This window comes from Streptomyces sp. NPDC045846 (genome assembly GCF_056431605.1).
In genome coordinates this window covers 232,947-253,890 of record NZ_JBWKKJ010000009.1, presented here as the reverse complement: position 1 = coordinate 253,890, position 20,944 = coordinate 232,947, and the positions used below count along the sequence as shown (strand labels likewise).

Here is a 20,944-nt window from a genome sequence, read left to right as displayed (position 1 = left end):
CCAAAACCCTGGATGTGCGGCTCGCAACTATCACCCGCTGGAACGGGGCGGGTCAACAGCCGATCGGCAGGTCAGCCGGGGTCACCAGTCGCCGCCGCCGAATCCGCCGCCGTCACCGCCGCCCCCGTCGCCCCAGCCGCCGCCGAAGTCGGAGGAGTTGAAGTCGGCGCCCGACACGTCGCCGCCCTCGAAACCGGAGCCCGCGTCGTAGGAACCGGCGCCGTAGTCGGCCGCGTACGCCGGGCTCGACAGCATCGAGCCGAGCATCGTGCCCATCAGCAGGCCGGGCAGCATGCCGCCGCCGAAGTAGCCGCCCGCCCAGGGGCCGTAGGCCGGGCCCGCGTCGTAGTACGGGCGGCGGCCCTGGTCGGTGTCGACCTCGCGGACCATCGGGTCCTGGCCGTCGCGCAGCCGGGTGGCGTCCGCCCGGCACACCGGGACCTGGCGCGGCGCGCCGCCGGCCGGGGTCCAGGTGGCGTCCTCGACGGAGGGGCCGTGACGCGGGTCGAAGAAGCAGGGGGCGCGGCGCTCGGGCAGCGGTCTGTGCTCGCGGCGGGCGGCGAGCGTGGCGAGCGAGAACCGGCCGTCCTCCAGGGCCTGGGTCACCGCCGTCACATCGGCGGGCCGCTCGGCCTTCGCCATCAGCGACTTGGCGGTCTCGTACGCGTCGAGGGCGCGCTCGTAGTCGGCGCGCATCGCGTCGTCGGCGCCCGCCTCGGCGGGGTGGAAGTCGAGCCGGTCGAGCTCCTCGCCGAAGGCGGTGATGTCCTCGTCGACGACGACCTGGAGGCGCTGGAGCGCGGCCCGCTCCTCCTCGGCCTTCTTCCTGCGGTTGCGCCGGACCAGGGCGTAGGCACCGGCGCCGCCCGCCACCACCACCGCGCCGACACCGACGAGCGCGCCGGTGTTCACGCCGCCTCCGGAGCCGGAGCCGCCACCCCACGAGGCCGGGGCGTGGCCCTTCATCTGCGGGAGCGCTCCGTCGACGAACGCGTTGAGCTGGGTCGCCGCGTCGCCGCCGGTGCCGGGGGCGCGCACGGCGCTGTTCAGGTTCTGCACGGCCTGCCTGGACATGACCTTGCTGTCGGCGCCGGAGGTGAAGGCGTCGCCGAGGCGGATCGCGTACAGGCCGGTGACGCCGGTGTCCGTGCGCAGGTTCCGCAGGATCGAGTCCTTGGGGAACGCGGCGCTGTTGGGGAGCACGGCCACGAACAGCGGCTTGTCGGCGTCCTTGATCTTCTTGGCCAGGGCGTCCGCCTGGGCCGGGCTGAGCTGGTTCGCGGCCCCCGGATCCACGTAGACCGGGCTCTTCTTGAGCTGGTCGGCCACGTCGGACGCGCCGGTGGCCGCCATGGCGGGGCCCGCCGTGACCAGCGCGGCGAGCGCTACGGCGGAGAGTGCGGTCAAAACCCTGAGCCTCATGGCCCCGACGCTACCCGAGGCCGCTCGGAAACGGACATACGGGGTGGAGCGCTCGGGGCGCCGCGTGCTCCGCCGTGGCCGGTCCCCGGGGGAGCGCCGAACCCGCTCCCCCGGCGCGCGGTCAGCGCTGCGGCTGGGTTCCGGCGCGGAGCAGGCCGTAGGTGTAGGCGTCCTGGAGTGCCTCCCAGGAGGCGGCGATGACGTTGGGGCCGGCGCCGACCGTCGTCCACTCGCCCGTGCCGTCCGTGGTGGTGATCAGGACGCGGGTGGTGGAGGCGGTGCCGTGCTTGCCCTCCAGGGTGCGGACCTTGTAGTCCACCAGCTCGAACTTGGCGACCTGCGGGTAGAACCGCTCCAGGCCCTGGAGCAGCGCGGAGTCCATCGCGTTGACCGGGCCGTTGCCCTCGGCGGTGACGATGATGCGCTCGCCGCCGACCCAGAACTTCACGGTGGCGCCGTTGGCGTGGGTGCCGTCCTTGAGCGTCTCGATGATCGCCTGGTACGACTCGATGCGGAAGTAGTCGCGCGGGCCGCCCTCGACCTCGTCGCGCAGCAGCAGCTCGAAGGAGGCGTCGGCGGCCTCGTAGGTGTAGCCCTGGAGTTCGCGGGCCTTGACGCGCTCCACGACCCGGGCGACGACCTCGCGGTCGTCGCCGAGGTCGACGCCGAGTTCCTTGCCCTTGAGCTCGATGGAGGCGCGCCCGGCCATGTCGGAGACCAGCATCCGGATGTGGTTGCCGACCAGGCCCGGGTCGATGTGCTGGTAGAGGTCCGGGTCGACCTTGATCGCGGAGGCGTGCAGGCCCGCCTTGTGGGCGAAGGCGGAGACGCCGACGTACGGCTGGTGCGTGGAGGGCGCGAGGTTGACCACCTCGGCGATGGCGTGCGAGATCCGGGTCATCTCGGCGAGGGCGCCCTTGGGCAGCACGCTCTTGCCGTACTTGAGCTCCAGGGCGGCGACGACGGGGAACAGGTTGGCGTTGCCGACGCGCTCGCCGTAGCCGTTGGCGGTGCACTGGACGTGGGTGGCGCCCGCGTCGACCGCGGCCAGCGTGTTGGCGACCGCGCACCCCGTGTCGTCCTGGGCGTGGATGCCGAGCCGGGCGCCGGTGTCGGCGAGCACGGTGGAGACGACGGCCTGGATCTGGGCGGGGAGCATGCCGCCGTTGGTGTCGCACAGGATGACGACGTCGGCGCCGGACTCGCTCGCGGCCCGCACGACGGCCTTGGCGTACTCGGGGTTCGCCTTGTACCCGTCGAAGAAGTGCTCGCAGTCCACGAAGACCCGGCGGCCCTGCTCACGCAGGTGCGTGACGGTGTCGCGGACCATCTCCAGGTTCTCGTCCAGGGTGGTGCGCAGCGCCAGTTCCACGTGCCGGTCGTGCGCCTTGGCGACCAGCGTGATGACCGGGGCGCCGGATTCGAGCAGGGCGCGCACCTGCGGGTCCTCGGCGGCTCTGCCGCCCGCGCGACGGGTCGCGCCGAAGGCCACGAGCTGGGCGTTCTTGAAGCTGATCTCCTGACGGGCCCGGGCGAAGAACTCCGTGTCGCGGGGGTTGGCGCCGGGCCAGCCGCCCTCGATGAAGCCCACCCCGAACTCGTCCAGGTGCCGGGCGATCGTCAGCTTGTCCGCGACCGTGAGGTTGATGCCCTCGCGCTGCGCGCCGTCGCGCAGCGTGGTGTCGAAGACGTGGAAGCTGTCGTCGACCGGGAGGCCGGCGAGCAGACTCTCCCCGGCGGCTTCGTTCGCCTCGTTGCTCGTCATGCTGATCTGACTCCTGTCGGGTGAGTGGCTCCGAACTCATGGCTCCACTTGCCCCCGTCGCCGCGCTCCTCGCCCCGGCCCGGGTGGGGCCGGTAAACGAAAAGACCCCTCGCGGGTGCGAGAGGTCTGCGCGCGGGTCTGGGGCACGATGAGGGCTGCCGCGGGTGGTTCCACGGTTCAGCGATCACTGCGGACCGGCGCGCTGCTGTCCATAATCATGTCGGAAGCGAGCACGCTGGCAGTCTGCCACATGGGTCCAGGACCCGGAGGTGGGGTCTCACCATCCGGGCGCCTCCCGCGACCTGCGCTAATTCGAGGGAACCGGCTGGACCCGGTCCGCCGGGGGCGCGTCCTTGACCCGGTTGAGATCGATGTCGCGCGTCTCGCGCATGGTCACGTAGACGACCAGGGACACCGCGGCGCAGCCGGCGACGTACCAGTAGAAGCCGGACTCGATGCCCGCCTGCTTGAACCAGAGCGCCACGTACTCGGCCGTCCCGCCGAACAGGGCGTTGGCGATGGCGTACGGCAGCGCGACGCCCAGGGCGCGGATGCCGGTCGGGAAGAGCTCGGCCTTCACGCAGGCGTTGATCGAGGTGTAGCCGGTGACCACGACCAGGGCGAGCAGGGCCAGGCCGAAGGCCGGCCAGAAGGTGCCCGCGTGCTTGAGCATCGTCATGATCGGCACGGTCAGGAAGGTGGAGCCGACCGCGAAGGTGATCAGGAGCGGGCGGCGCCCGATCCGGTCGGACAGCGCGCCCGCCGCCGGTTGCAGGCACATGAAGACGAACAGCGCGCAGAAGCTGACGAGGGAGGCGGTCGACTTGTCCATGCCCGCGCTCTTGGAGAGGAACTTCGTCAGGTAGGTCGTGTACGTGTAGTACGCCACCGTGCCGCCCATGGTGAGCGCCATGACCAGGAGCGCCTCGCGCTTGTGCGCCCACAGCGCCTTCAGGGTGCCCCGGTCCGCGTCCCGGGCCGCGCCGGATTCCTCGTACACCTCGGTCTCCAGCATGGAGCGGCGCAGGTAGAAGACGACGGCGGCGCCGAGCGCGCCCACGATGAAGGGGACGCGCCAGCCCCAGCTGTGCAGGGCCGCGTCCGAGAGGTTGCGCTGCATGACGATCTGGAGGCCGAGGCCGAGGAGCTGGCCCGCGGTCATCGACACGTACTGGAAGCTGGAGGCGAAGCCGCGCTTCGCCGGGTCGGACGCCTCGGTGAGATAGGTCGCGCTGGCCGCGTACTCGCCGCCGACGGAGAGCCCTTGCAGGAGCCGGGCCACCAGGAGGACGGCCACTCCCCCGTACCCGGCGACCGCGTAGGTCGGGGCGATCGCGATCAGGATCGCGGAGGCGGACATGAGGGTGACGGTCAGGGTGAGCGCCGCCTTGCGGCCCTTGCGGTCGCCGATCCGGCCGAGCAGCCAGCCGCCGACCGGCCGCATGAAGAAGCCGACCGCGAAGATCCCCATGGTGTTCATGAGGTTGGCGGTCTCGTTGCCCTTCGGGAAGAACGCGTCCGCGAAGTACACGGCGAACGTGGCGTACACGAACCAGTCGAACCACTCGACCATGTTGCCGGCCGAACCGACCCAGATCTTCTTCCAGTGCTCTCGTCCCATGGACGCTCACGTTGGCGCAGGGCCGCGCGACCGACAAGGCGTGCGGGCGCAACGATCGGGCCTACTTACGTGCGTTGCGTTCCCCGCATGAGGGACTCGTCCACGAACTCCCTCACATGGTCCAGCACTTGGGCCCGCCCGGTGCCGGGCAGGCCGACCGCCACGTGCACGCTGAAGCCGTCGAGCAGGGCGCGCAGCCGGGTCGCGAAGCGGTCGGCGTCCACCGGGCGGAACTCGCCGCGCGAGACGCCCTCGGCGACTATCGCGACCAGGTCGCGGTGCCAGGCGCCCTCGATGGCGGCCTGCCGTGCGCGGGCGGTGACGTCGGCGTTCTGCGAGCGGTTCCAGACCTCCAGCCACAGGATCCAGTGCGGGTCGCGGGGCCCGTCGGGGACGTAGAGGTCGGTGTAGGCGTCCAGGCGCTCGCGGACGGTGCCGGGCCGGGCGAGCAGCGCGCGCCGCTCGTCCCCGAGCCGCCCCTCGCTCCACTCCAGGGTCTGGAGCAGCAGCTCGTCCTTGGAGCGGAAGTAGTAGAGCAGGTGCCCGCTGGACATCCCGACCTCCCGCCCGAGACCGGCCATGGTGAGCCCGTCGAGCCCGCGCTCGGCGATGGTGCCCATGGCGGCGACGAGCACCTCCTCGCGGGGCGGGGCGGTGTTACGGCGGCGGGGTGCGTTCACCCGTATGTTCTACCCGATCCGCCGCCCTGCCCCGGACCACCCGGCCCGGCCCCGAGGAGCGGGCTGCGGCCACCACGCCGGGATTCGCGATGCCGCGCGGCTCGGCGAGTCCTGTCTCCGCTGCGCCAGCGAAGGCGCGGCCACCAAGGTCAGCGGCGCCGAACAGCTGAGTGGGCCGGGGTCTAAACCCTCGGCTGCTGCTGGGTGATGCAGTGGATTCCGCCGCCGCCCGCGAAGATCGTGCGGGCGTCGACCAGGGTCACCGTGCGGTCGGGGAACAGGCGGCGGAAGATGCCCGCCGCGTTCTCGTCGCGCGGGTCGTCGAAGGCGCACAGCACCACGCCGCCGTTGCACAGGTAGTGGTTGATGTACGAGTAGTCCACCCAGCCCTCCTCGTCCGCGACCACCGTCGGCGCGGGGATCTCCACGACGTCCAGGGAGCGGCCGCGGGCGTCGGTCTGGGAGCGGAGCAGGGCCACGTTCTCCTTGCAGAGCGCGTGGTCGGGGTGGGCCGGGTCGGGCTGGGTGTGGGCGACCACGACGCCGGGCCGGGCGAAGGCCGCCACGATGTCCACGTGGCCCAGCGTGCCGTAGCCGTGCGGCGGGTAGTCCGCGGTGAGGCCGCGCCGCAGCCAGATGGCCTTGCGGGTGCCGAGCATGGCGTGGATCTCGGTCTCGACCTCCTCGCGCGTCCAGTCGGGGTTGCGCTCGGGGCCCAGCTGGACGGTCTCGGTGAGCAGCACCGTGCCCTCGCCGTCCACGTGGATCGCGCCGCCCTCGTTGACCAGGCGCGAGGTGTACGTCCGTGCCCCGGCCAGGTCCGAGACGTGCGCGCCGATCTTCGCGTCGTGCTCCCAGGTCGCCCAGTCCTGCGCGCCCCAGCCGTTGAACGTCCAGTCCACGGCGGCCAGTTGGCCCTTGCCGTCGGTGAGGAAGGTGGGGCCGATGTCCCGCATCCAGGCGTCGTCGAGTTCGCGCTCGACGAGTTCGACGTCGGGGCCGAGCAGCGCGCGGGCCCCCTCGGCCTGGCCGGGTCCGACCACCATGGTGACCGGCTCGAAGCGGCGTACCGCGCGGGCGACCGAGGCCCAGGCGGCGCGGGACCGGGCGAGCTCGGCGTCGTTCGGGAAGGTGACGTTGGGGCCCGGCCAGGCCATCCAGGTCCGCTCGTGCGGGGCCCACTCGGCGGGCATGCGGAAGCCGTCGGCGGCAGCAGACATCAGGGTGGTCCTTACAGGAAGTAGAGGCGGTTGAGGGAGACGGAGTCGGCCGGTTCGGAGCGCAGCGGGTCCCCGTCGAGGGTGACGAGCCCGGTGCGGCCGTCCACGCCGACCGATCCGGTACGGGAGTTGAGCAGCAGGTCGGCCGGGCCGATGCCCCGGGTGCCGCGGACGGCGACCCGGCGGCGGCGGGTGGGCAGCTGGTCGCCGCCCTGGTCGAGGGCGGCCCGGGCGACGAAGGCCACGGACAGCTCGGCCGGGGTGGCGCCGTGGGCGCCGAACAGCGGGCCGAGCACGAGGGGTTCGCAGGTGTCGGTGGCCGCGTTGGGGTCGCCCGTGACGCCCCACGCGGGGAAGCCCGACTTGAGGACCATCTGCGGCTTGGCGCCGAAGTAGGCCGGCCGCCACAGCACGATGTCGGCCATCTTGCCGACCTCGATGGAGCCGATCTCGTGCGAGAGCCCGTGCGCGATGGCCGGGTTGATGGTCAGCTTCGCCATGTAGCGCAGGACGCGCGCGTTGTCGTCGTCGGGGCCGTCGCCCTCCAGGGGGCCGAGTTCGGCCTTCATCTTCCCGGCCATCGCGAAGGTGCGGCGTACGGTCTCGCCCGCGCGGCCCATGCCCTGCGCGTCGGACGAGGTGATGCCGATGGCGCCCAGGTCGTGCAGCACGTCCTCGGCACCCATCGTCCCGGCCCGGATGCGGTCGCGGGCCATGGCCGCGTCGCCCGGCAGGTCGGTCTTGAGGTCGTGGACCGAGACGATCATTCCGTAGTGTTCGGCGACCGCGTCCCGGCCGAAGGGCAGCGTGGGGTTGGTGGACGAGCCGATGACGTTCGGGACGCCCGCCATCTTCAGGACGTTGGGCACGTGGCCGCCGCCGCAGCCCTCGATGTGGAAGGCGTGGATGGTGCGGCCTTCGAGCACCTTGAGGGTGTCCTCGACGGTGAGGCACTCGTTCAGCCCGTCGCTGTGCAGGGCGACCTGGACGTCGTGCTCCTCGGCGACGCGCAGCGCCGTGTCCAGCGCCCGGGTGTGCGCGCCCATGTCCTCGTGGACCTTGAACCCGCAGGCCCCGCCCTCGGCGAGCGCCTCCACCAGCGGCGCCCCGTCGGAGGACGAACCCCGGCCCAGGAAGCCGATGTTGACCGGCCAGGCGTCGAACGCGGCGAACGCGTTCCGCAGCGCCCAGGGCGAGTTGACGCCGACCCCCCACACCGGGCCGAACTCCTGGCCGATGATCGTGGTGACGCCCGAGGCGAGCGAGGCCTCCATGATGCGCGGCGACAGCAGGTGTACGTGGGTGTCGACGGCTCCGGCGGTGGCGATCAGCCCCTCGCCGGAGACGATGGAGGTACCGGTGCCCACGACCACGTCCACGCCGTCGAGGGTGTCGGGGTTCCCGGCCCGGCCGATGGAGCAGATCCGCCCTTCGCGGATGCCGATGGACACCTTGCGGATGCCCTGCACCGCGTCGATCACGACGACGTTGCTGATGACGACGTCGCAGGTCTCACGGACCGCGGCCGCCTTCAGGTGCAGTCCGTCGCGGGCCGTCTTGCCGAAGCCCGCCAGGAACTCGTCGCCGGGCCGCTGGGCGTCCGACTCGACCCGGACGGTCAGGCCCGAGTCCCCGAGCCGGACGCGGTCACCGGTGCGGGGGCCGTGCACGGAGGCGTACTCGTACGGGTCCATCACTTCTCTCCCTCGCTCGGGCCGGCTCCCAGGTATCCGCAGGCGGCGGCCCTGCGCAGGGCCTCCTCGCGCGCGCCGGGCGCGTCCAGCGGGCCGTCGACGAGACCCGCGAAACCGATCGCGATCCGGTCGCCTCCGATGGGGACGAGGCCGACCTCGGCGCTCTCGCCCGGCCCGAACCGCACCGAGGACCCGGCGGGCACGCACAGCCGCATGCCGTAGGCGGCCGCGCGGTCGAAGGCGAGCCGCGGGTTGGCCTCGAAGAAGTGGAAGTGCGAGGTGACCGAGACGGGCACGGCGGCGGTGTTGGTCACGGTGAGCCGCGCCGCGGGGTCGGCCTCCGCGTAGCCCTCGCCGGGCAGCAGCGCGCCGGGCGCCCGCGGCCCCGCCGTGCCGCCGATCGGATCGGAGACCACCGCGAGCCGGGAGCCGTCGTCGAAGACGGCCTCCACATGCACCTCGGTGACCACGTCGGACACGCCGGGCAGCACGTCGTCGGGCCCGAGCACGGCGCGGGCCGCCTCGATGGCCTCGGCGAGCCGCCGGCCGTCGCGGGCCGCCTCGCAGACGGTGTCCGCGATCAGCGCGGTCGCCTCGGGCACGTTCAAGCGGAGCCCGCGGGCCCTGCGGGCCCGGGCCAGTTCCGCGGCGCCGAACAGCAGCAGCCGGTCACGCTCCGTCGGGGTCAGTCGCACGCCACCACACCTCCTGTTTGAACGCCACTCTAACCAGAGATTTCTGAGACGGGAAGCATTGACGGCACGGCTTGGCATGGGTCACATTGAGCGCCACTCAAACCCCCCGAGAGTGAGAGGCACCCGCATGCCCATAGAACAGCGCGGAGTCGACACGATCCCGGAAGCGGAACGCACCAGCGGGCCGCGCGATCTCGTCTCGATCCTGCTCGGCTCCAACCTCTGCCTCGGCGTGATCGTGTTCGGCTGGCTGCCGGTCTCCTTCGGCCTCGGCTGGTGGGCCTCGGTCGGCGCGGTCGTGGCGGGCACGGCGGTCGGCACCCTCCTGACGGCCCCGCTCGCCCTCGTCTCGCTGCGCACGGCGACCAACCTGTCCACGTCGTCGGGCGCCCAATTCGGCGTGCGCGGACGGCTGGTGGGCTCGGTCGTGGGGTTGCTGCTCTCCCTCGGCTACACCGCGCTGACCGTGTGGATCGGCGGGGACGCGATGACGGGCGTCCTGCACCGCCTGTTCGGCCTGCCGACCGGCGGCGTCTCGTACTCGATCGTGTACGCCCTGCTCGCCGGGGCCACCGTCGTGGGCGCGGTCTACGGCTACCGGGTGCTGCTGCGCCTCTCGCGCGTCCTGGCCGTGGTGATGACGGCGCTGCTCGCTCTCGGAGTCGCCGCCTACGCCCCGCACTTCACCACCGCGGCGCTGCCCGGCGCGGGCGGCTATCTGCTCGGCTCGTTCTGGCCGACCTGGCTGCTCGCGCTCGTCGCGGCCGGACTGAGCGGCCCGATCGCCTTCATCACGCTGCTCGGCGACTACACGCGCTACATCTCACCGTCCCGGCACCGCCCGCGCCGCGTCCTGCACGCCACCTGGCTCGGACTGACGGCGGGCCTGCTGGTCCCCCAGCTCTTCGGCACGTTCACGGCGTACGCGGCCCGGGCGGCCACCGACTACGCGGGCCCGCTGGTCGCCGCGGCCCCCGGCTGGTACCTGGTGCCGCTGCTGCTCGCGGCCTCCACCGGTTCGGTGGGCAACGCGGGCCTGATGCTGTACTCGATGGGCCTCGACCTGGACGCCATCCTGCCGCGGGCCTCGCGCACCCAGGCCACGTTCGCGGTGGCCGCCGTCGCGACGGTGTGCGTCTTCGCGGGCCACTTCGCCTGGGACGCGCAGGCCGCGATGACCTCGTTCGTCCTGCTGCTCACGGCGATCGGTACCCCCTGGGCGGTGATCACCCTGATCGGCTTCGTGCGCTGTCGCGGCGTGTACGACGCCGACGCCCTCCAGGTCTTCAACCGCCGTTCGCGGGGCGGCGTCTACTGGTACCGGGCGGGCTGGAACCCGCGCGCCGCGGGCTCCTGGGCGCTCGGCGCGGGCGTGGGGCTGCTCGCCGTCTCGCTGCCCGACTACCAGGGCCCGCTGCTCAGTTGGACCGGCGGGGTCGATTGCAGCTTCCTGCTGTCGGGCGTGGTGGGAGGCCTGGCGTACCTGGCGCTCACGGCACTGCCCCGGGCCGCCGAAAGGGCCACCCCGGACGTGGAGTCCGAGGCGGCCCTGGCCGAGAGCTGAGCACCGTGCGGCGCCAACGCCCCTCGGGGGCGCGGGAAACCGCGCGACCAGTCATGGACGGCCCGCGGGTGAGGACCGACCAGCCCCTGTGGGTGCGAGGAACGGGGGGCTCGGGGGCGGCCCCCCAAAAAACCTAGCCCAGCGGGTGCATCCAGCCGTGCGGGTCCGGGGCGACCCCGGTCTGAAGCTCCAGCAGCGCCTTGCGGAGCTTCATCGTGACCTCGCCCGGCTCGCCGTCGCCCTGCGTCCAGTTGGCGCGGGCCGACTTCACCGAGCCAACCGGGGTGATCACCGCGGCGGTGCCGCAGGCGAAGACCTCGGTGAGCGTGCCGTTCTCGTTGTCGCGCTTCCAGTCGTCCGTGGAGATGCGGCCCTCGACGGCCTCGTACCCGAGGTCACGGGCGATCTTCAGGAGGGAGTCGCGGGTGATGCCGGGCAGGAGCGAGCCGGTCAGCTCGGGGGTGACGATCTTGTCGCCGTACACGAAGTACAGGTTCATGCCCCCCATCTCCTCGATCCAGCGGTGCTCCACGGCGTCCAGCCAGACCACCTGGTCGCAGCCGTGCTGGGCGGCCTCGGCCTGGGCGACCAGGGAGGCCGCGTAGTTGCCGCCGGTCTTGGCCGCGCCGGTGCCGCCCTTGACCGCGCGGACGTACTCCTCGGACAGCCACACCGAGACGGGCTTCACGCCGCCCGGGAAGTAGGCGCCGGCCGGGGAGGCGATCACGATGAACAGGTACTCGTTCGCCGGGCGCACCCCGAGTCCGACCTCGGTCGCGATCATGAAGGGGCGCAGGTAGAGGGAGGCCTCGCCGGTGGCCGGGACCCACGCCTTGTCCTGCTGGACCAGGGCGTCGCAGGCCGCGATGAACAGGTCGACCGGCACCTCGGGCATCGCGATGCGGCGGGCCGAGTTCTGGAAGCGCTCGGCGTTGGCCTCGGGGCGGAAGGTGGCGACCGTGCCGTCGGGCTGGCGGTAGGCCTTGAGACCCTCGAAGATCGTCTGCGCGTAGTGCAGCGTCATGTTGGCCGGGTCCATGGACAGCGGGGCGTACGGCACGAGCTGGGCGTCGTGCCAGCCGCGGCCCTCGGTCCAGCGGACCGTCACCATGTTGTCGGTGAAGTGGCGGCCGAAACCGGGGCTGGCCAGGATCGCCTCGCGCTCCGCGTCGGACAGCGGGTGCGAGGTGGGCTTGAGCTCGATCGTGGGCGTCGTCATGAGTGCTGTGTCCTTCACCGGTGGATAGTGACGGACCGCGCTCACGCCGCTGCCTGTGCCTGGACGTCCGAGCTGCTCCGCATGCCGCGGCCCACGTTCGATTATCGCTCTTGGTGGGGCCTTGGACACAACGGCGTGATGTGCGGTCCGGGGTCGATGGTGTCACCCGGTGGCCGCATGCGAAAAGCCGCCGGGGGCGAAAGCGAACCCGGCGGCTGTTTCGTGAGGGAGCCGCGGGGTCAGCCGGCTACCCGTACGGCGAGCGCGTCGCCGATCTCGTCCGTGCTGCGGACCGAGTCGCCGCGGGCCGCGAGGTCCTCGGAGACGGCGGCCTCGATGCGGGCGGCCTCGGCCTCGTACCCGAGGTGGCGCAGCAGCAGCGCGACGGAGAGGACCGTGGCCGTGGGGTCGGCCTTGCCCTGCCCCGCGATGTCCGGCGCGGAGCCGTGCACCGGCTCGAACATCGACGGGAACTCGCCGCTCGGGTTGATGTTGCCGGAGGCCGCGACGCCGATGCCGCCGGAGACGGCCGCGGCGAGGTCGGTGATGATGTCGCCGAAGAGGTTGTCGGTGACGATCACGTCGAACCGCGCCGGGTCGGTGACGAGGAAGATCGTCGCCGCGTCCACGTGCAGGTAGTCGGTGGTGACCTCGGGGAACTCCTCGGCCACCTTGTTGAAGATGTTGGTCCACAGGTGTCCCGCGTGGGCGAGGACGTTGTTCTTGTGGACCAGCGTCAGCTTCTTGCGCGGGCGGGCCTGGGCGCGGGCGAAGGCGTCCCGGACCACGCGCTCGACCCCGAAGGCGGTGTTGACCGAGACCTCGGTGGCGACCTCGTGCGGCGTGCCGGTGCGGATCGAGCCGCCGTTGCCGGTGTACGGGCCCTCGGTGCCCTCCCGCACGACGACGAAGTCGATCTCGGGCTGTCCGGCGAGCGGGGTGGCGACGCCGGGGAGCAGCCTGCTGGGGCGGAGGTTGACGTGGTGGTCGAAGAGGAAGCGGAGCTTCAGCAGGAAGCCGCGCTCCAGGACGCCGGACGGGACCGAGGGGTCGCCGATCGCGCCGAGCAGGATCGCGTCGTGCTGCTTGAGGGCCTCGACGTCGGCGTCGGTGAGCGTCTCACCGGTGGCGTGGTAGCGCCGCGCGCCGAAGTCGAACTCCCTGGTCTCCAGCTTCACATCCTGCGGGAGGACGGCGCTGAGGACCTTGAGGCCCTGGGCCACGACCTCCTGGCCGATGCCGTCACCGGGGATCACTGCGAGATTGATGCTGCGAGAACTTGCCGACATGGGGGAACCCTACTCGCCGTCCCAGCCATTGACACCCGATGTCCATGATGTGGACGCGCCTCGCCACTTCGGTGCGTCGCGTGGCCAGTTGTACGCCTCGCGTTCACCGCTCCGTGAGAATCGCGTCGACTCGAAGGAGGACGTTTCCGTCATGGACATCCCGAGATTCGGCATCCCCGACCGGCTCGCCGAGCGCATGAGCATGGCCGAGCAGCACGAGTACCTGCGCACCAGGCTGACCCGGCGCGGAGTGCTGCGCACCACCGCCGCCACCGCCGTGGTCGCCGGCGCCGGTGTCGCGACGACCGGGGCCGCCTCGCCCGCGTTCGCGGCGCCGACCGCCCTCACCGCCAACTCCCGCACCAGGGTGGACGGTTCGCTGGCCGCGCCGTTCGGCCGCCACCTCGCGTACGGGGCCGACCCCAAGACGCAGATGCGCGTCTCCTGGCAGGTCCCCTTCGCGGTGCGCAAGCCGTACATCCGGATCGGCACGAGCCCGTGGTCGCTGAGCCGGCGGATCGACGCGGAGGTGCGCCACCTGACGACGCCCGCCCTGAACGGCGGGAAGATCGCGGCGGCCGAGCAGTTCTACGTGCACGCGGGCCTGGACCGGCTGCGGCCGGGCCAGACGTACTACTACGGGGTCGGCCACGACGGCTTCGACCCGGCGGACCGCCGCAACCTCGGCACGCTCGGCACCTTCACCACGGCTCCCGCGCACGCCGAGAACTTCACCTTCACGGCCTTCGGCGACCAGGGCGTCAGCTACCACGCGCTGGGCAACGACCAGGTGATCCTGGGTCAGAACCCGGCGTTCCACCTGCACGCGGGCGACATCTGCTACGCCGACCCGTCGGGCTCGGGCCAGTCGTCGGACCAGTACGACGCGCGCACCTGGGACCAGTTCCTGGCGCAGACCGAGTCGGTGGCCAAGACCGTGCCGTGGATGGTGACGACCGGCAACCACGACATGGAGGCCTGGTACTCGCCGCAGGGCTACGGCGGCCAGAACGCCCGCTGGTCGCTGCCGGCCAACGGACCCGACCCGGTGAACCAGCCCGGCGTGTACTCGTTCGTGCACGGCAACGTCGGCGTGGTGGCGCTCGACGCGAACGACGTCTCGTACGAGATCCCGGCCAACTTCGGCATCAGCGGCGGCGGTCAGACCCGGTGGCTGGACCGGCGCCTGGGCGAACTGCGCGCCGACCGCGCCGTCGACTTCATCGTGGTCTTCTTCCACCACTGCGCGTTCTCGACGACCAGCTCGCACGCCTCGGAGGGCGGGGTGCGCGACGCGTGGGTGCCGCTGTTCGAGAAGCACCAGGTGGACCTGGTGATCAACGGACACAACCACGTGTACGAGCGCACGGACGCCATCAAGGGGAACAAGGTCGGCCGCAGGGTCGCGATCGGCGAGCGCACCGACCCGACCCGGGACGGCATCGTGTACGTCACGGCCGGCGCGGCGGGCCGCTCGCTGTACAGCTTCCCGGTGCCCGACTCGTACGAGGGCCATGTCGCGGACCGCGACAGCGTGAACACCTACCACTGGGCCAAGGGCGGCGCGAAGGTCACCGAGACCGTTGAGTGGTCCCGGGTCCGTTACACCAACTACTCGTTCCTCGCGGTGGAGGTCGAGACCGGCCACCGCCCGAGGATGAAGGTCAGCGCGCTCGCCGAGACGGGCGAGCGCATCGACCACTTCGAGATCCAGCGCGGACGCTGATCACCGGCTCAGTGCCCGGTGGCGCCGCCGTTGTCCCTGCGGTCCAGCGCACGCTGGAGGGCGGCGGCGGCGTTCTTGCGGTCGGACTCGCTGCTGCGCGAAGAGTGACGGACTCGGCGGGCGGGCTGCTTGACCATGGGGATTCGACTCCTCTGCTGAGAGGTCCGGGGGCAGGCCCCGGCGGATGCAGTGAGGTGCCGGAAGGGGCGGGGAGCGCTGCCGCAGGGGTTGCCTGCCAAGGGGCACCGCGCTCACGACCGCCGTTCGCTGGATCTGCGAGTCGTTCGGCTCCTACAAAGCTAAGCCTTGCGCTGGAGTCTGTCTCCACAATTACTCGGGCTTCCTACTATCTGAGACGGACGGCCCGTCGACGCGATGCGCGGGGGCGGCTACGCGAGCCGGGTACGCACGGCGTCACCAGCGCCCCGGTGCAGCCGCAGCGCGCCCAGCGCGGGGATCAGGCACACCGCTCCGAGCAGGCAGAACGCCACCGCGTAGGCGGCCGAAGGGGTGTCGGCGAGCCCGCTGCCCAGGCGCAGCGCGACGGTCGCGACGGCCACCCCGAGCCCGGCCGCGAGCTGGTTGGCGGTCGCCGACAGCGCGTTGGCGTCGCGCAGCCGTTCGGGGGCCATCTCGCTGAAGGCGATGGTCGAGTAGCAGGTCAGGCCGAGCGAGCGGGCGGCCCCGCCGAGCATGACGAGGGCGGCGGTCACGGCGACGGGGGTGGCGTCGGTGAGCAGGGCGCAGCCCGCCACGGCGACGGCCAGGCCGGTGGTGGAGACGAGGAGCAGCGGACGGAACCCGAAGCGGTTGAGGAGGCGGGTGGTCGCGGGCTTGATCCCGATGTTGCCGACGAAGACGAAGAGCACCACCGCACCGGACTTCACCGCGCCCCACCCGAACACCTCCTGGAAGAGCAGCGGCAGCAGGAAGGGCATGGCGCCGACCACCATCCAGAAGAGCGAGCCACCCGTCACGGCGGCCCGGAACGACGCCACGTCGAGGGTGCGCAGGTTGATCAACGGGTGGGCGGTGCGCAGCAGATGGCGCCCGGCCGCGCCGAGCGCGAGGGCGGCGAGCGCGGTGACGGCGGCGACCGGCGGCCAGGCGCTGCCGGTGTCGGCGACCAGATGGGTGGCCCAGGCGAGGGCGGCGAGCCCGGTGCAGCCGAGCAGCACGCCGGGGACGTCCAGCGGCGGCGGGGTGGCGGTCGGCCCGGCCACCACCAGGCGCCGGGCGACCAGGTACGCGGCCGCGCCGATCGGAAGGTTGACCAGGAACATCCAGTGCCAACTGGCGTACGTGGCCAGCAGTCCACCGAGCAGCGGGGCGACGACGGGGGCGAGCAGCCCCGGCCACACGATGTAGGCCATGACCTTCGGCAGGTCGGTCTTGGCGGCGCCGGCCAGCACCAGGAGCCGGCCGACCGGGACCATCATCGCCCCGCCCGCGCCCTGGAGCACGCGCATGGCTATGAGGAGGCCGAGGCTGCCGCTGGCCGCGCAGCCCGCCGAGGCGAGGGTGAACACCGCGATGGCGGTGAGGAAGATCCGCCGCGCGCCGTAGCGGGCGGTGAGCCAGCCGCTGAGCGGTATGAGGACGGCGAGGGTCAGCAGATAGGTGGTGATCACCAGGCCGACGGAGGCGGGCGTGGTGTGGAGGGAGGCCGCCATCCGCGGGGTGGCGGTGGCCACGATGGTGCCGTCGAGCATCTCCATGAAGAAGCAGCCGGCGACGAGGAGGGCGGTGGCGCGCTGTCGGGGTTCGAGCATGGGGCCCAGCTTGGCCGGACCCACTGCTGCACACAAGGTCCGTCTGATCAACCGAGGCTTGCACACCATGCACGAGTCGGCGTGAGCGAGCCATAATCGGGCCATGCCACAGCTGCCGGACATGAATCTGCTGCCCTCCCTCGACGCCCTGCTGCGGGCCGGGAGCGTGGCGGGGGCCGCCGCCGAGATGCGGATCTCGCCGTCCGCGATGAGCCGGACCCTGGGGCGGCTGCGCCGGGTGGTGGGCGACGACCTGCTCGTGCCGTCGGGGCGCGGGCTGACGCTGACGCCGCGCGCCCGGGAGCTCCAGCCGCGCGTCGAGGCGGCGCTCGCGGCCGCCCTGGCCGCCCTGCGCCCGCCACCCGAGCTCGAACTCGCCACGCTGCGACGGGAGTTCACCATCCGGGCCAATGACAGCGTGGCGGTGATCTTCGGGGCGCCGCTGACCGAGCGGGTGATGCGCGAGGCGCCCGGGGTGCGGCTGCGGATGCTGCCCGAGGGCGACGAGGACCCGACCGATCTGCGGGACCGGATCGACCTGGAGGTCGGCCAGATGGGCGACCTGCCGCACGACGTCCGCAGCAGCCCGCTGGCCGAGTACCGCTACGCGGCCGTGGTGCGCGCCGACGGGCCGTACGCCGCCGAGCGGTTGACCCCCGAGCGGTTCGCCGCGCTCCCGCACATCACGGTCACCCGGCGCGGCCGGGTGCGCAGCGTGGTGGACGAGCGCCTGGCCGAACTCGGCCTGACCCGGGACGTGCTGGCGACCGCGCCGACCTATTCGGCGGCCTGCTTCCTCGCGCTCCGCTCGGACGCGCTGGCGCTGGTGCCGTCGCATTTCGCGGTCGAGGCGGCCCGGGCGATGCCGCTCGCGGTGCTCGACATCCCCCTCGACCTGCCGGCCACCCCCTTCGTGCAGGCCTGGCACATCAGAGTGGACGCGGACCCGGCGCACCGCTGGCTGCGGGGCGCGCTCGCGGAGACCGTGACGGGGCTCGACGCGGCAGACCGGCCGGGTGCGGCGCCGTCGTCCGGGCCGGGATCGGGGCCCCGCTCGCCGCGCGGGGAACGGCCGACTACGGGCGCAGCGCCCGCAGTTCCCTGATCAGTCCGCGGACGGCGACGGAGCCGGCGAGTTCGGGGGTGGTCACATAGCCGACGGAGCGCGTCGGGCGCTCCGGTCCGAGATCGGTGATCTCGACCGAGAGCGGCGCTCCGATCAGCGACAGCTCCGGCATGATGGCCATGCCGAAACCACTGCTCACCATCGAGAGCACCGCTCCGTCGTCCTCGGCCCGCACCGTCGCCGCCGGAATCCACGCCTGCTCGGACCACCAACGGCGGGTGTACGACGTGCAGTTCTCGTCCCAGTCGACCAGCGGAAGCGAGCGCGGCGCGGCATGCCCCGCCGGGTGGACCAGCGCGTACCCCTCCTCCAGGAGGACGTCGCCGACCAGCCCGGGCGGGACGGGCGAGGTGGTGCCGATCGTCGCGATGCCGAGGTCGGCGCGCCCCGCCGCGACCTCCCCGGCCGTGCCCGCGCCGATCTCCCGCACCAGGCGCACCTCCGGCACGATCCCGGGGTGGCGGGCGGTGAGCCGTTCCAGGGCCGCGGGCAGCAACCGCAGGGCGGCGCTGCGGAAGGCGGCGATCCGCAGCGGCCCCTCGACGGTGTCGTCGGCCGGGTCGGGAGCGGCGCCGCGTGCCTCCGCGGCCAGGGTGTCGAGCAGCCGCAGCACCCGGCGCGCGTGGGCGACCGCGCGGGCTCCGGCCGGGGTCGGCGTCGCGCCCCGGCGGCCGCGCTCGAACAGCACCGCGCCTATCTTGGCCTCGCTGGAGCGCACCGAGTGCGAGACCGCGGACTGGGCCATGCCGAGCTTCTGCGCGGCGGCGGAGAAGCCGCGCTCGCGCTCCACGGCCACCAGGACGCGCAGTTCATGCGGGGCGAGGTCGCTGGGCATCGGGGCTCCCACCTGTAGGTATGAGGAGAATTGATGGTTCGGACGGTGCCATCGACGCAACCCCCTGCCACCGGTGCGCATTCCCTCCTAACGTCCTGGCCCATGACGACCTCGATCACCGTTCAGCAGACCGCCCGCCCCGTCGGGCGCCCGGTGCCGGCCGACTTCGCACTGGTCCGGGCCCAGGTGCCGGACCCGGCCCCCGGCACCGCCCTCGTGGAGAACCTCTACCTCTCCGTGGACCCGTACCACCGCGAGGTGATGGACGCGGGCCCCCTCCACACACCGCTTGAGGGCCGTGCGCTCGGCCGGGTGCTCGCCTCGCGCGATCCGGGGCTCGCGGAGGGCGATCTGGTCTTCCACCGGCAGGGCTGGCGCACCCACGCGCTGGTCACCCTGGGCGCCGACGGGGTACGGAAGATCACGGCGCACGACGGCGTCCCGCTCTCCGCGCACCTCGGCATCCTCGGCGGCACCGGGCTCACCGCCTACGTGGCGCTCACCCGGACGCTGCGCCTCCAGCCCGGCGAGGACCTGTTCGTCACGGCGGCCGCCGGGGGCGTCGGCACGGCGGCCGGACGCATCGCACGGCTGCTCGGGGCGGGCCGGATCATCGGCAGCGCGGGGTCGCCGAACAAGGTCACCTACCTTACGGAGACGGTTGGTTACGACGCCGCCTTCGACTACCACGACGGCCCGGTCGGCGAGCTGCTGGCCCAAGCGGCCCCGGACGGCGTCGACGCGGTCGTCGAGAACGTGGGCGGCGCCCACTTGGAGGGCGCGATCTCGGGCCTGCGCGCCCACGGCCGGATCGCCTGGGTGGGCGCGGTCGCCCAGTACGACACCCTCACCGCGCCGCCCGCCGCGCCCCGCAACCTCTACGAGGTGATCAGCAGGAGCCTGCGCCTGGAGGGCGTGCTGGTACGCAACTACCGTGACGTACAGGGTGAGTTGGAGGAGTTCCTGGTCCCGCATCTGCGGTCGGGGCGGGTGCGTTCGGACGAGACGGTGGTGGACGGGTTCGAGGGGATCGTGGACGGGTTCATCGGGATGCTGGGCGGAGCCAACACGGGGAAGCTCCTGGTGCGCGTCGCCGACTGAAGGCCCGCCCGTCGCGCGCGACAGGCCCGGGGGGCGACATGGCCAACTAGATTGCATTCCTACCTAGGTGGTGGTGGAATACACGCATGGCCGCAGACCGCAGATCCAGCTGGCTCAAGGGCGTCCTCGACCTCCTCGTCCTGTCCTGCCTCACCGACGGTGAGAGCTACGGGTACGAGATCTCCAAGGCGCTCACCGCCGCCGGCCTCGGCGAGATCAAGGGCGGGACGCTCTATCCCGTGCTCAACCGCCTCGAAGAAGCGGGCCTCGCCGTGGGCGAGTTCCGGGCCGCCGAGCGCGGGCCGGGCCGCCGCTACTACCGGCTGACCGACGACGGCCGCCGGGCCCTGGCCGAACAGGGCGCTTCCTGGCGGGAGTTCCACTCGGCCGTCACCACCATGCTCACCGGCACTGTTCCAGGGGGACCAGCGTGAACACCGAATACTTCGCCGAGCTCGGCCGGCTGCTCGCGGCGCGCGGCATGCCGGAGCAGGAGGTGTCGGCGACCGTGGCCGACCTGACCGGTTACCTCGCGGAGTCCGGATCGGCCGACGCCCGCGAGGAGTTCGGGGCGCCGGAGGCCTTCGCGGACCGGCTCACCCAGGGGCGTACCGCCGAGCCGCCCGAGGCGGGGGCCGAGACCTGGAGGTGGACCGCCGACATCTACACCGACCGGCTCCTCCTCAACCAGTACGGGGCCGAGGGGTGGGAGGTCGAGGGGATCGACTTCGTCGGCCGCTTCGTGTGCCGCCGGCCGGACGCCGCGATGCGCTGGGAGTACCGCCGCGAGACCGCGCACGGCGCGCAGGGACGCGAGGCACTGCGCGCCGCGCTGGAACCGGACGGCTGGGAGCCGTGCGGCCGCTGGCTCCACATGACGTACTTCAAGCGCCCGGCCGCCGCCAGCGCGGGCCCGGCCGCCGAACTGGCCACGACCCCGGTGAGGCCTGCCCGGCACGTGTTCCTCAGCGCCAAGTACCGGGGCCTGATCGCCGTGTTCGCCCTCTCGGTGGCGCTGCTGGTGCTCGGCTTCGGTTCCGGTGTGGTCGATCCGGCCCGGCCCGGCGTATGCCTCGGCATGCTGGCCGCGCTTCCCGTGGGGGCGCTGCTCGGCTGGTACGGGGTCAAGCGGGACATCGCCCGGGGCGTCGAGAGCCGCTGAGGGGGTCGGCGCGGCGGTTCGGCGGCCGGTCCGGATTCTCCCCGCTTCGGCCA

At 72.5% G+C, this 20,944-nt stretch carries 18 protein-coding genes; 6 read left to right on the top strand and 12 right to left on the bottom strand.

The window, feature by feature from the left end; genetic code table 11:
* Nucleotides 1-81: 81 nt before the first annotated feature.
* From AC07F3_RS25980 to ureA, 7 genes are all read right to left on the bottom strand, one after another.
* Nucleotides 82-1,422: a hypothetical protein gene (locus AC07F3_RS25980; protein ID WP_479116838.1), complete on the bottom strand. Its 1,341-nt coding sequence runs from the start codon at nt 1,420-1,422 to the stop codon at nt 82-84.
* A 121-nt stretch (nt 1,423-1,543) separates the two neighbouring features.
* Nucleotides 1,544-3,187, bottom strand: coding sequence for a citramalate synthase (gene cimA, locus AC07F3_RS25975; RefSeq protein WP_479116837.1), 1,644 nt, complete (start codon nt 3,185-3,187; stop codon nt 1,544-1,546).
* Nucleotides 3,188-3,494: 307 nt separating this feature from the next.
* Nucleotides 3,495-4,808, bottom strand: a complete 1,314-nt coding sequence (locus AC07F3_RS25970) for an MFS transporter (protein WP_479116836.1) — start codon at nt 4,806-4,808, stop codon at nt 3,495-3,497.
* Between the two features lie 65 nt (nt 4,809-4,873).
* Nucleotides 4,874-5,428 carry a TetR/AcrR family transcriptional regulator gene (locus AC07F3_RS25965; protein ID WP_114038372.1) on the bottom strand — a complete coding sequence of 185 codons (555 nt, stop codon included), beginning with the start codon at nt 5,426-5,428 and terminating at the stop codon, nt 4,874-4,876.
* A gap of 242 nt (nt 5,429-5,670) precedes the next feature.
* Nucleotides 5,671-6,708, bottom strand: a complete 1,038-nt coding sequence (locus AC07F3_RS25960) for an agmatine deiminase family protein (protein WP_479116835.1) — start codon at nt 6,706-6,708, stop codon at nt 5,671-5,673.
* An 11-nt stretch (nt 6,709-6,719) separates the two neighbouring features.
* Complete coding sequence (locus AC07F3_RS25955) at nt 6,720-8,402, bottom strand: urease subunit alpha (protein ID WP_479116834.1); 1,683 nt, start codon at nt 8,400-8,402, stop codon at nt 6,720-6,722.
* A complete protein-coding gene (gene ureA, locus AC07F3_RS25950) occupies nt 8,402-9,097 on the bottom strand; it encodes an urease subunit gamma (protein WP_479116833.1) in 696 nt (231 codons plus the stop codon). Before ureA ends, AC07F3_RS25955 begins: the two co-directional genes overlap by 1 nt.
* 127 nt (nt 9,098-9,224) lie before the next feature.
* Here ureA and AC07F3_RS25945 point away from each other — a divergent pair, with 127 nt between their 5' ends.
* On the top strand, nt 9,225-10,661 hold the full coding sequence (locus tag AC07F3_RS25945) for a cytosine permease (protein ID WP_479116832.1): 1,437 nt from the start codon (nt 9,225-9,227) through the stop codon (nt 10,659-10,661).
* Nucleotides 10,662-10,794: 133 nt separating this feature from the next.
* On the opposite strand, the gene AC07F3_RS25940 is transcribed toward AC07F3_RS25945, so the two are convergent.
* A complete protein-coding gene (locus tag AC07F3_RS25940) occupies nt 10,795-11,880 on the bottom strand; it encodes a branched-chain amino acid aminotransferase (protein ID WP_479116831.1) in 1,086 nt (361 codons plus the stop codon).
* Between the two features lie 239 nt (nt 11,881-12,119).
* The gene (locus tag AC07F3_RS25935) at nt 12,120-13,169 is read right to left on the bottom strand and encodes a 3-isopropylmalate dehydrogenase (protein WP_479116830.1); all 1,050 of its coding nucleotides are present in this window, start codon (nt 13,167-13,169) and stop codon (nt 12,120-12,122) included.
* A gap of 151 nt (nt 13,170-13,320) precedes the next feature.
* Here AC07F3_RS25935 and AC07F3_RS25930 point away from each other — a divergent pair, with 151 nt between their 5' ends.
* Complete coding sequence (locus tag AC07F3_RS25930; protein ID WP_479116829.1) at nt 13,321-14,895, top strand: purple acid phosphatase family protein; 1,575 nt, start codon at nt 13,321-13,323, stop codon at nt 14,893-14,895.
* Nucleotides 14,896-14,903: 8 nt separating this feature from the next.
* On the opposite strand, the gene AC07F3_RS25925 is transcribed toward AC07F3_RS25930, so the two are convergent.
* Both AC07F3_RS25925 and AC07F3_RS25920 read right to left on the bottom strand, forming a co-directional pair.
* The gene (locus AC07F3_RS25925; RefSeq protein ID WP_267056578.1) at nt 14,904-15,032 is read right to left on the bottom strand and encodes a hypothetical protein; all 129 of its coding nucleotides are present in this window, start codon (nt 15,030-15,032) and stop codon (nt 14,904-14,906) included.
* Between the two features lie 252 nt (nt 15,033-15,284).
* Nucleotides 15,285-16,667 carry an MFS transporter gene (locus AC07F3_RS25920; RefSeq protein ID WP_479116828.1) on the bottom strand — a complete coding sequence of 461 codons (1,383 nt, stop codon included), beginning with the start codon at nt 16,665-16,667 and terminating at the stop codon, nt 15,285-15,287.
* A 103-nt stretch (nt 16,668-16,770) separates the two neighbouring features.
* Here AC07F3_RS25920 and AC07F3_RS25915 point away from each other — a divergent pair, with 103 nt between their 5' ends.
* Complete coding sequence (locus AC07F3_RS25915; protein ID WP_479116827.1) at nt 16,771-17,772, top strand: LysR family transcriptional regulator; 1,002 nt, start codon at nt 16,771-16,773, stop codon at nt 17,770-17,772.
* Here AC07F3_RS25915 and AC07F3_RS25910 read toward each other — a convergent pair.
* Nucleotides 17,744-18,628, bottom strand: a complete 885-nt coding sequence (locus AC07F3_RS25910) for a LysR family transcriptional regulator (RefSeq protein ID WP_479116826.1) — start codon at nt 18,626-18,628, stop codon at nt 17,744-17,746. The two genes, AC07F3_RS25915 and AC07F3_RS25910, sit on opposite strands and share 29 nt — an antisense overlap.
* Nucleotides 18,629-18,730: 102 nt before the next feature.
* Between AC07F3_RS25910 and AC07F3_RS25905 the strand changes: the two genes are divergently transcribed.
* From AC07F3_RS25905 to AC07F3_RS25895, 3 genes are all read left to right on the top strand, one after another.
* Nucleotides 18,731-19,729, top strand: a complete 999-nt coding sequence (locus tag AC07F3_RS25905; protein ID WP_479116825.1) for a zinc-binding dehydrogenase — start codon at nt 18,731-18,733, stop codon at nt 19,727-19,729.
* Between the two features lie 86 nt (nt 19,730-19,815).
* On the top strand, nt 19,816-20,163 hold the full coding sequence (locus AC07F3_RS25900) for a PadR family transcriptional regulator (RefSeq protein ID WP_479116824.1): 348 nt from the start codon (nt 19,816-19,818) through the stop codon (nt 20,161-20,163).
* Nucleotides 20,160-20,891 carry a hypothetical protein gene (locus tag AC07F3_RS25895; protein ID WP_479116823.1) on the top strand — a complete coding sequence of 244 codons (732 nt, stop codon included), beginning with the start codon at nt 20,160-20,162 and terminating at the stop codon, nt 20,889-20,891. The genes AC07F3_RS25900 and AC07F3_RS25895 overlap by 4 nt, the downstream gene beginning before the upstream one ends.
* Nucleotides 20,892-20,944: the final 53 nt, after the last annotated feature.

Bases quoted from the DNA above. Each gene is read 5' to 3' on its own strand.
- AC07F3_RS25980 (WP_479116838.1), bottom strand. From the start codon at position 1,422: ATGAGGCTCAGGGTTTTGACCGCACTCTCCGCCGTAGCGCTCGCCGCG.
- cimA (WP_479116837.1), bottom strand. From the start codon at position 3,187: ATGACGAGCAACGAGGCGAACGAAGCCGCCGGGGAGAGTCTGCTCGCC.
- AC07F3_RS25970 (WP_479116836.1), bottom strand. From the start codon at position 4,808: ATGGGACGAGAGCACTGGAAGAAGATCTGGGTCGGTTCGGCCGGCAAC.
- AC07F3_RS25965 (WP_114038372.1), bottom strand. From the start codon at position 5,428: ATGGGCACCATCGCCGAGCGCGGGCTCGACGGGCTCACCATGGCCGGT.
- AC07F3_RS25960 (WP_479116835.1), bottom strand. From the start codon at position 6,708: ATGTCTGCTGCCGCCGACGGCTTCCGCATGCCCGCCGAGTGGGCCCCG.
- AC07F3_RS25955 (WP_479116834.1), bottom strand. From the start codon at position 8,402: ATGGACCCGTACGAGTACGCCTCCGTGCACGGCCCCCGCACCGGTGAC.
- AC07F3_RS25945 (WP_479116832.1), top strand. From the start codon at position 9,225: ATGCCCATAGAACAGCGCGGAGTCGACACGATCCCGGAAGCGGAACGC.
- AC07F3_RS25940 (WP_479116831.1), bottom strand. From the start codon at position 11,880: ATGACGACGCCCACGATCGAGCTCAAGCCCACCTCGCACCCGCTGTCC.
- AC07F3_RS25935 (WP_479116830.1), bottom strand. From the start codon at position 13,169: ATGTCGGCAAGTTCTCGCAGCATCAATCTCGCAGTGATCCCCGGTGAC.
- AC07F3_RS25930 (WP_479116829.1), top strand. From the start codon at position 13,321: ATGGACATCCCGAGATTCGGCATCCCCGACCGGCTCGCCGAGCGCATG.
- AC07F3_RS25925 (WP_267056578.1), bottom strand. From the start codon at position 15,032: ATGGTCAAGCAGCCCGCCCGCCGAGTCCGTCACTCTTCGCGCAGCAGC.
- AC07F3_RS25920 (WP_479116828.1), bottom strand. From the start codon at position 16,667: ATGCTCGAACCCCGACAGCGCGCCACCGCCCTCCTCGTCGCCGGCTGC.
- AC07F3_RS25915 (WP_479116827.1), top strand. From the start codon at position 16,771: ATGCCACAGCTGCCGGACATGAATCTGCTGCCCTCCCTCGACGCCCTG.
- AC07F3_RS25910 (WP_479116826.1), bottom strand. From the start codon at position 18,628: ATGCCCAGCGACCTCGCCCCGCATGAACTGCGCGTCCTGGTGGCCGTG.
- AC07F3_RS25905 (WP_479116825.1), top strand. From the start codon at position 18,731: ATGACGACCTCGATCACCGTTCAGCAGACCGCCCGCCCCGTCGGGCGC.
- AC07F3_RS25900 (WP_479116824.1), top strand. From the start codon at position 19,816: ATGGCCGCAGACCGCAGATCCAGCTGGCTCAAGGGCGTCCTCGACCTC.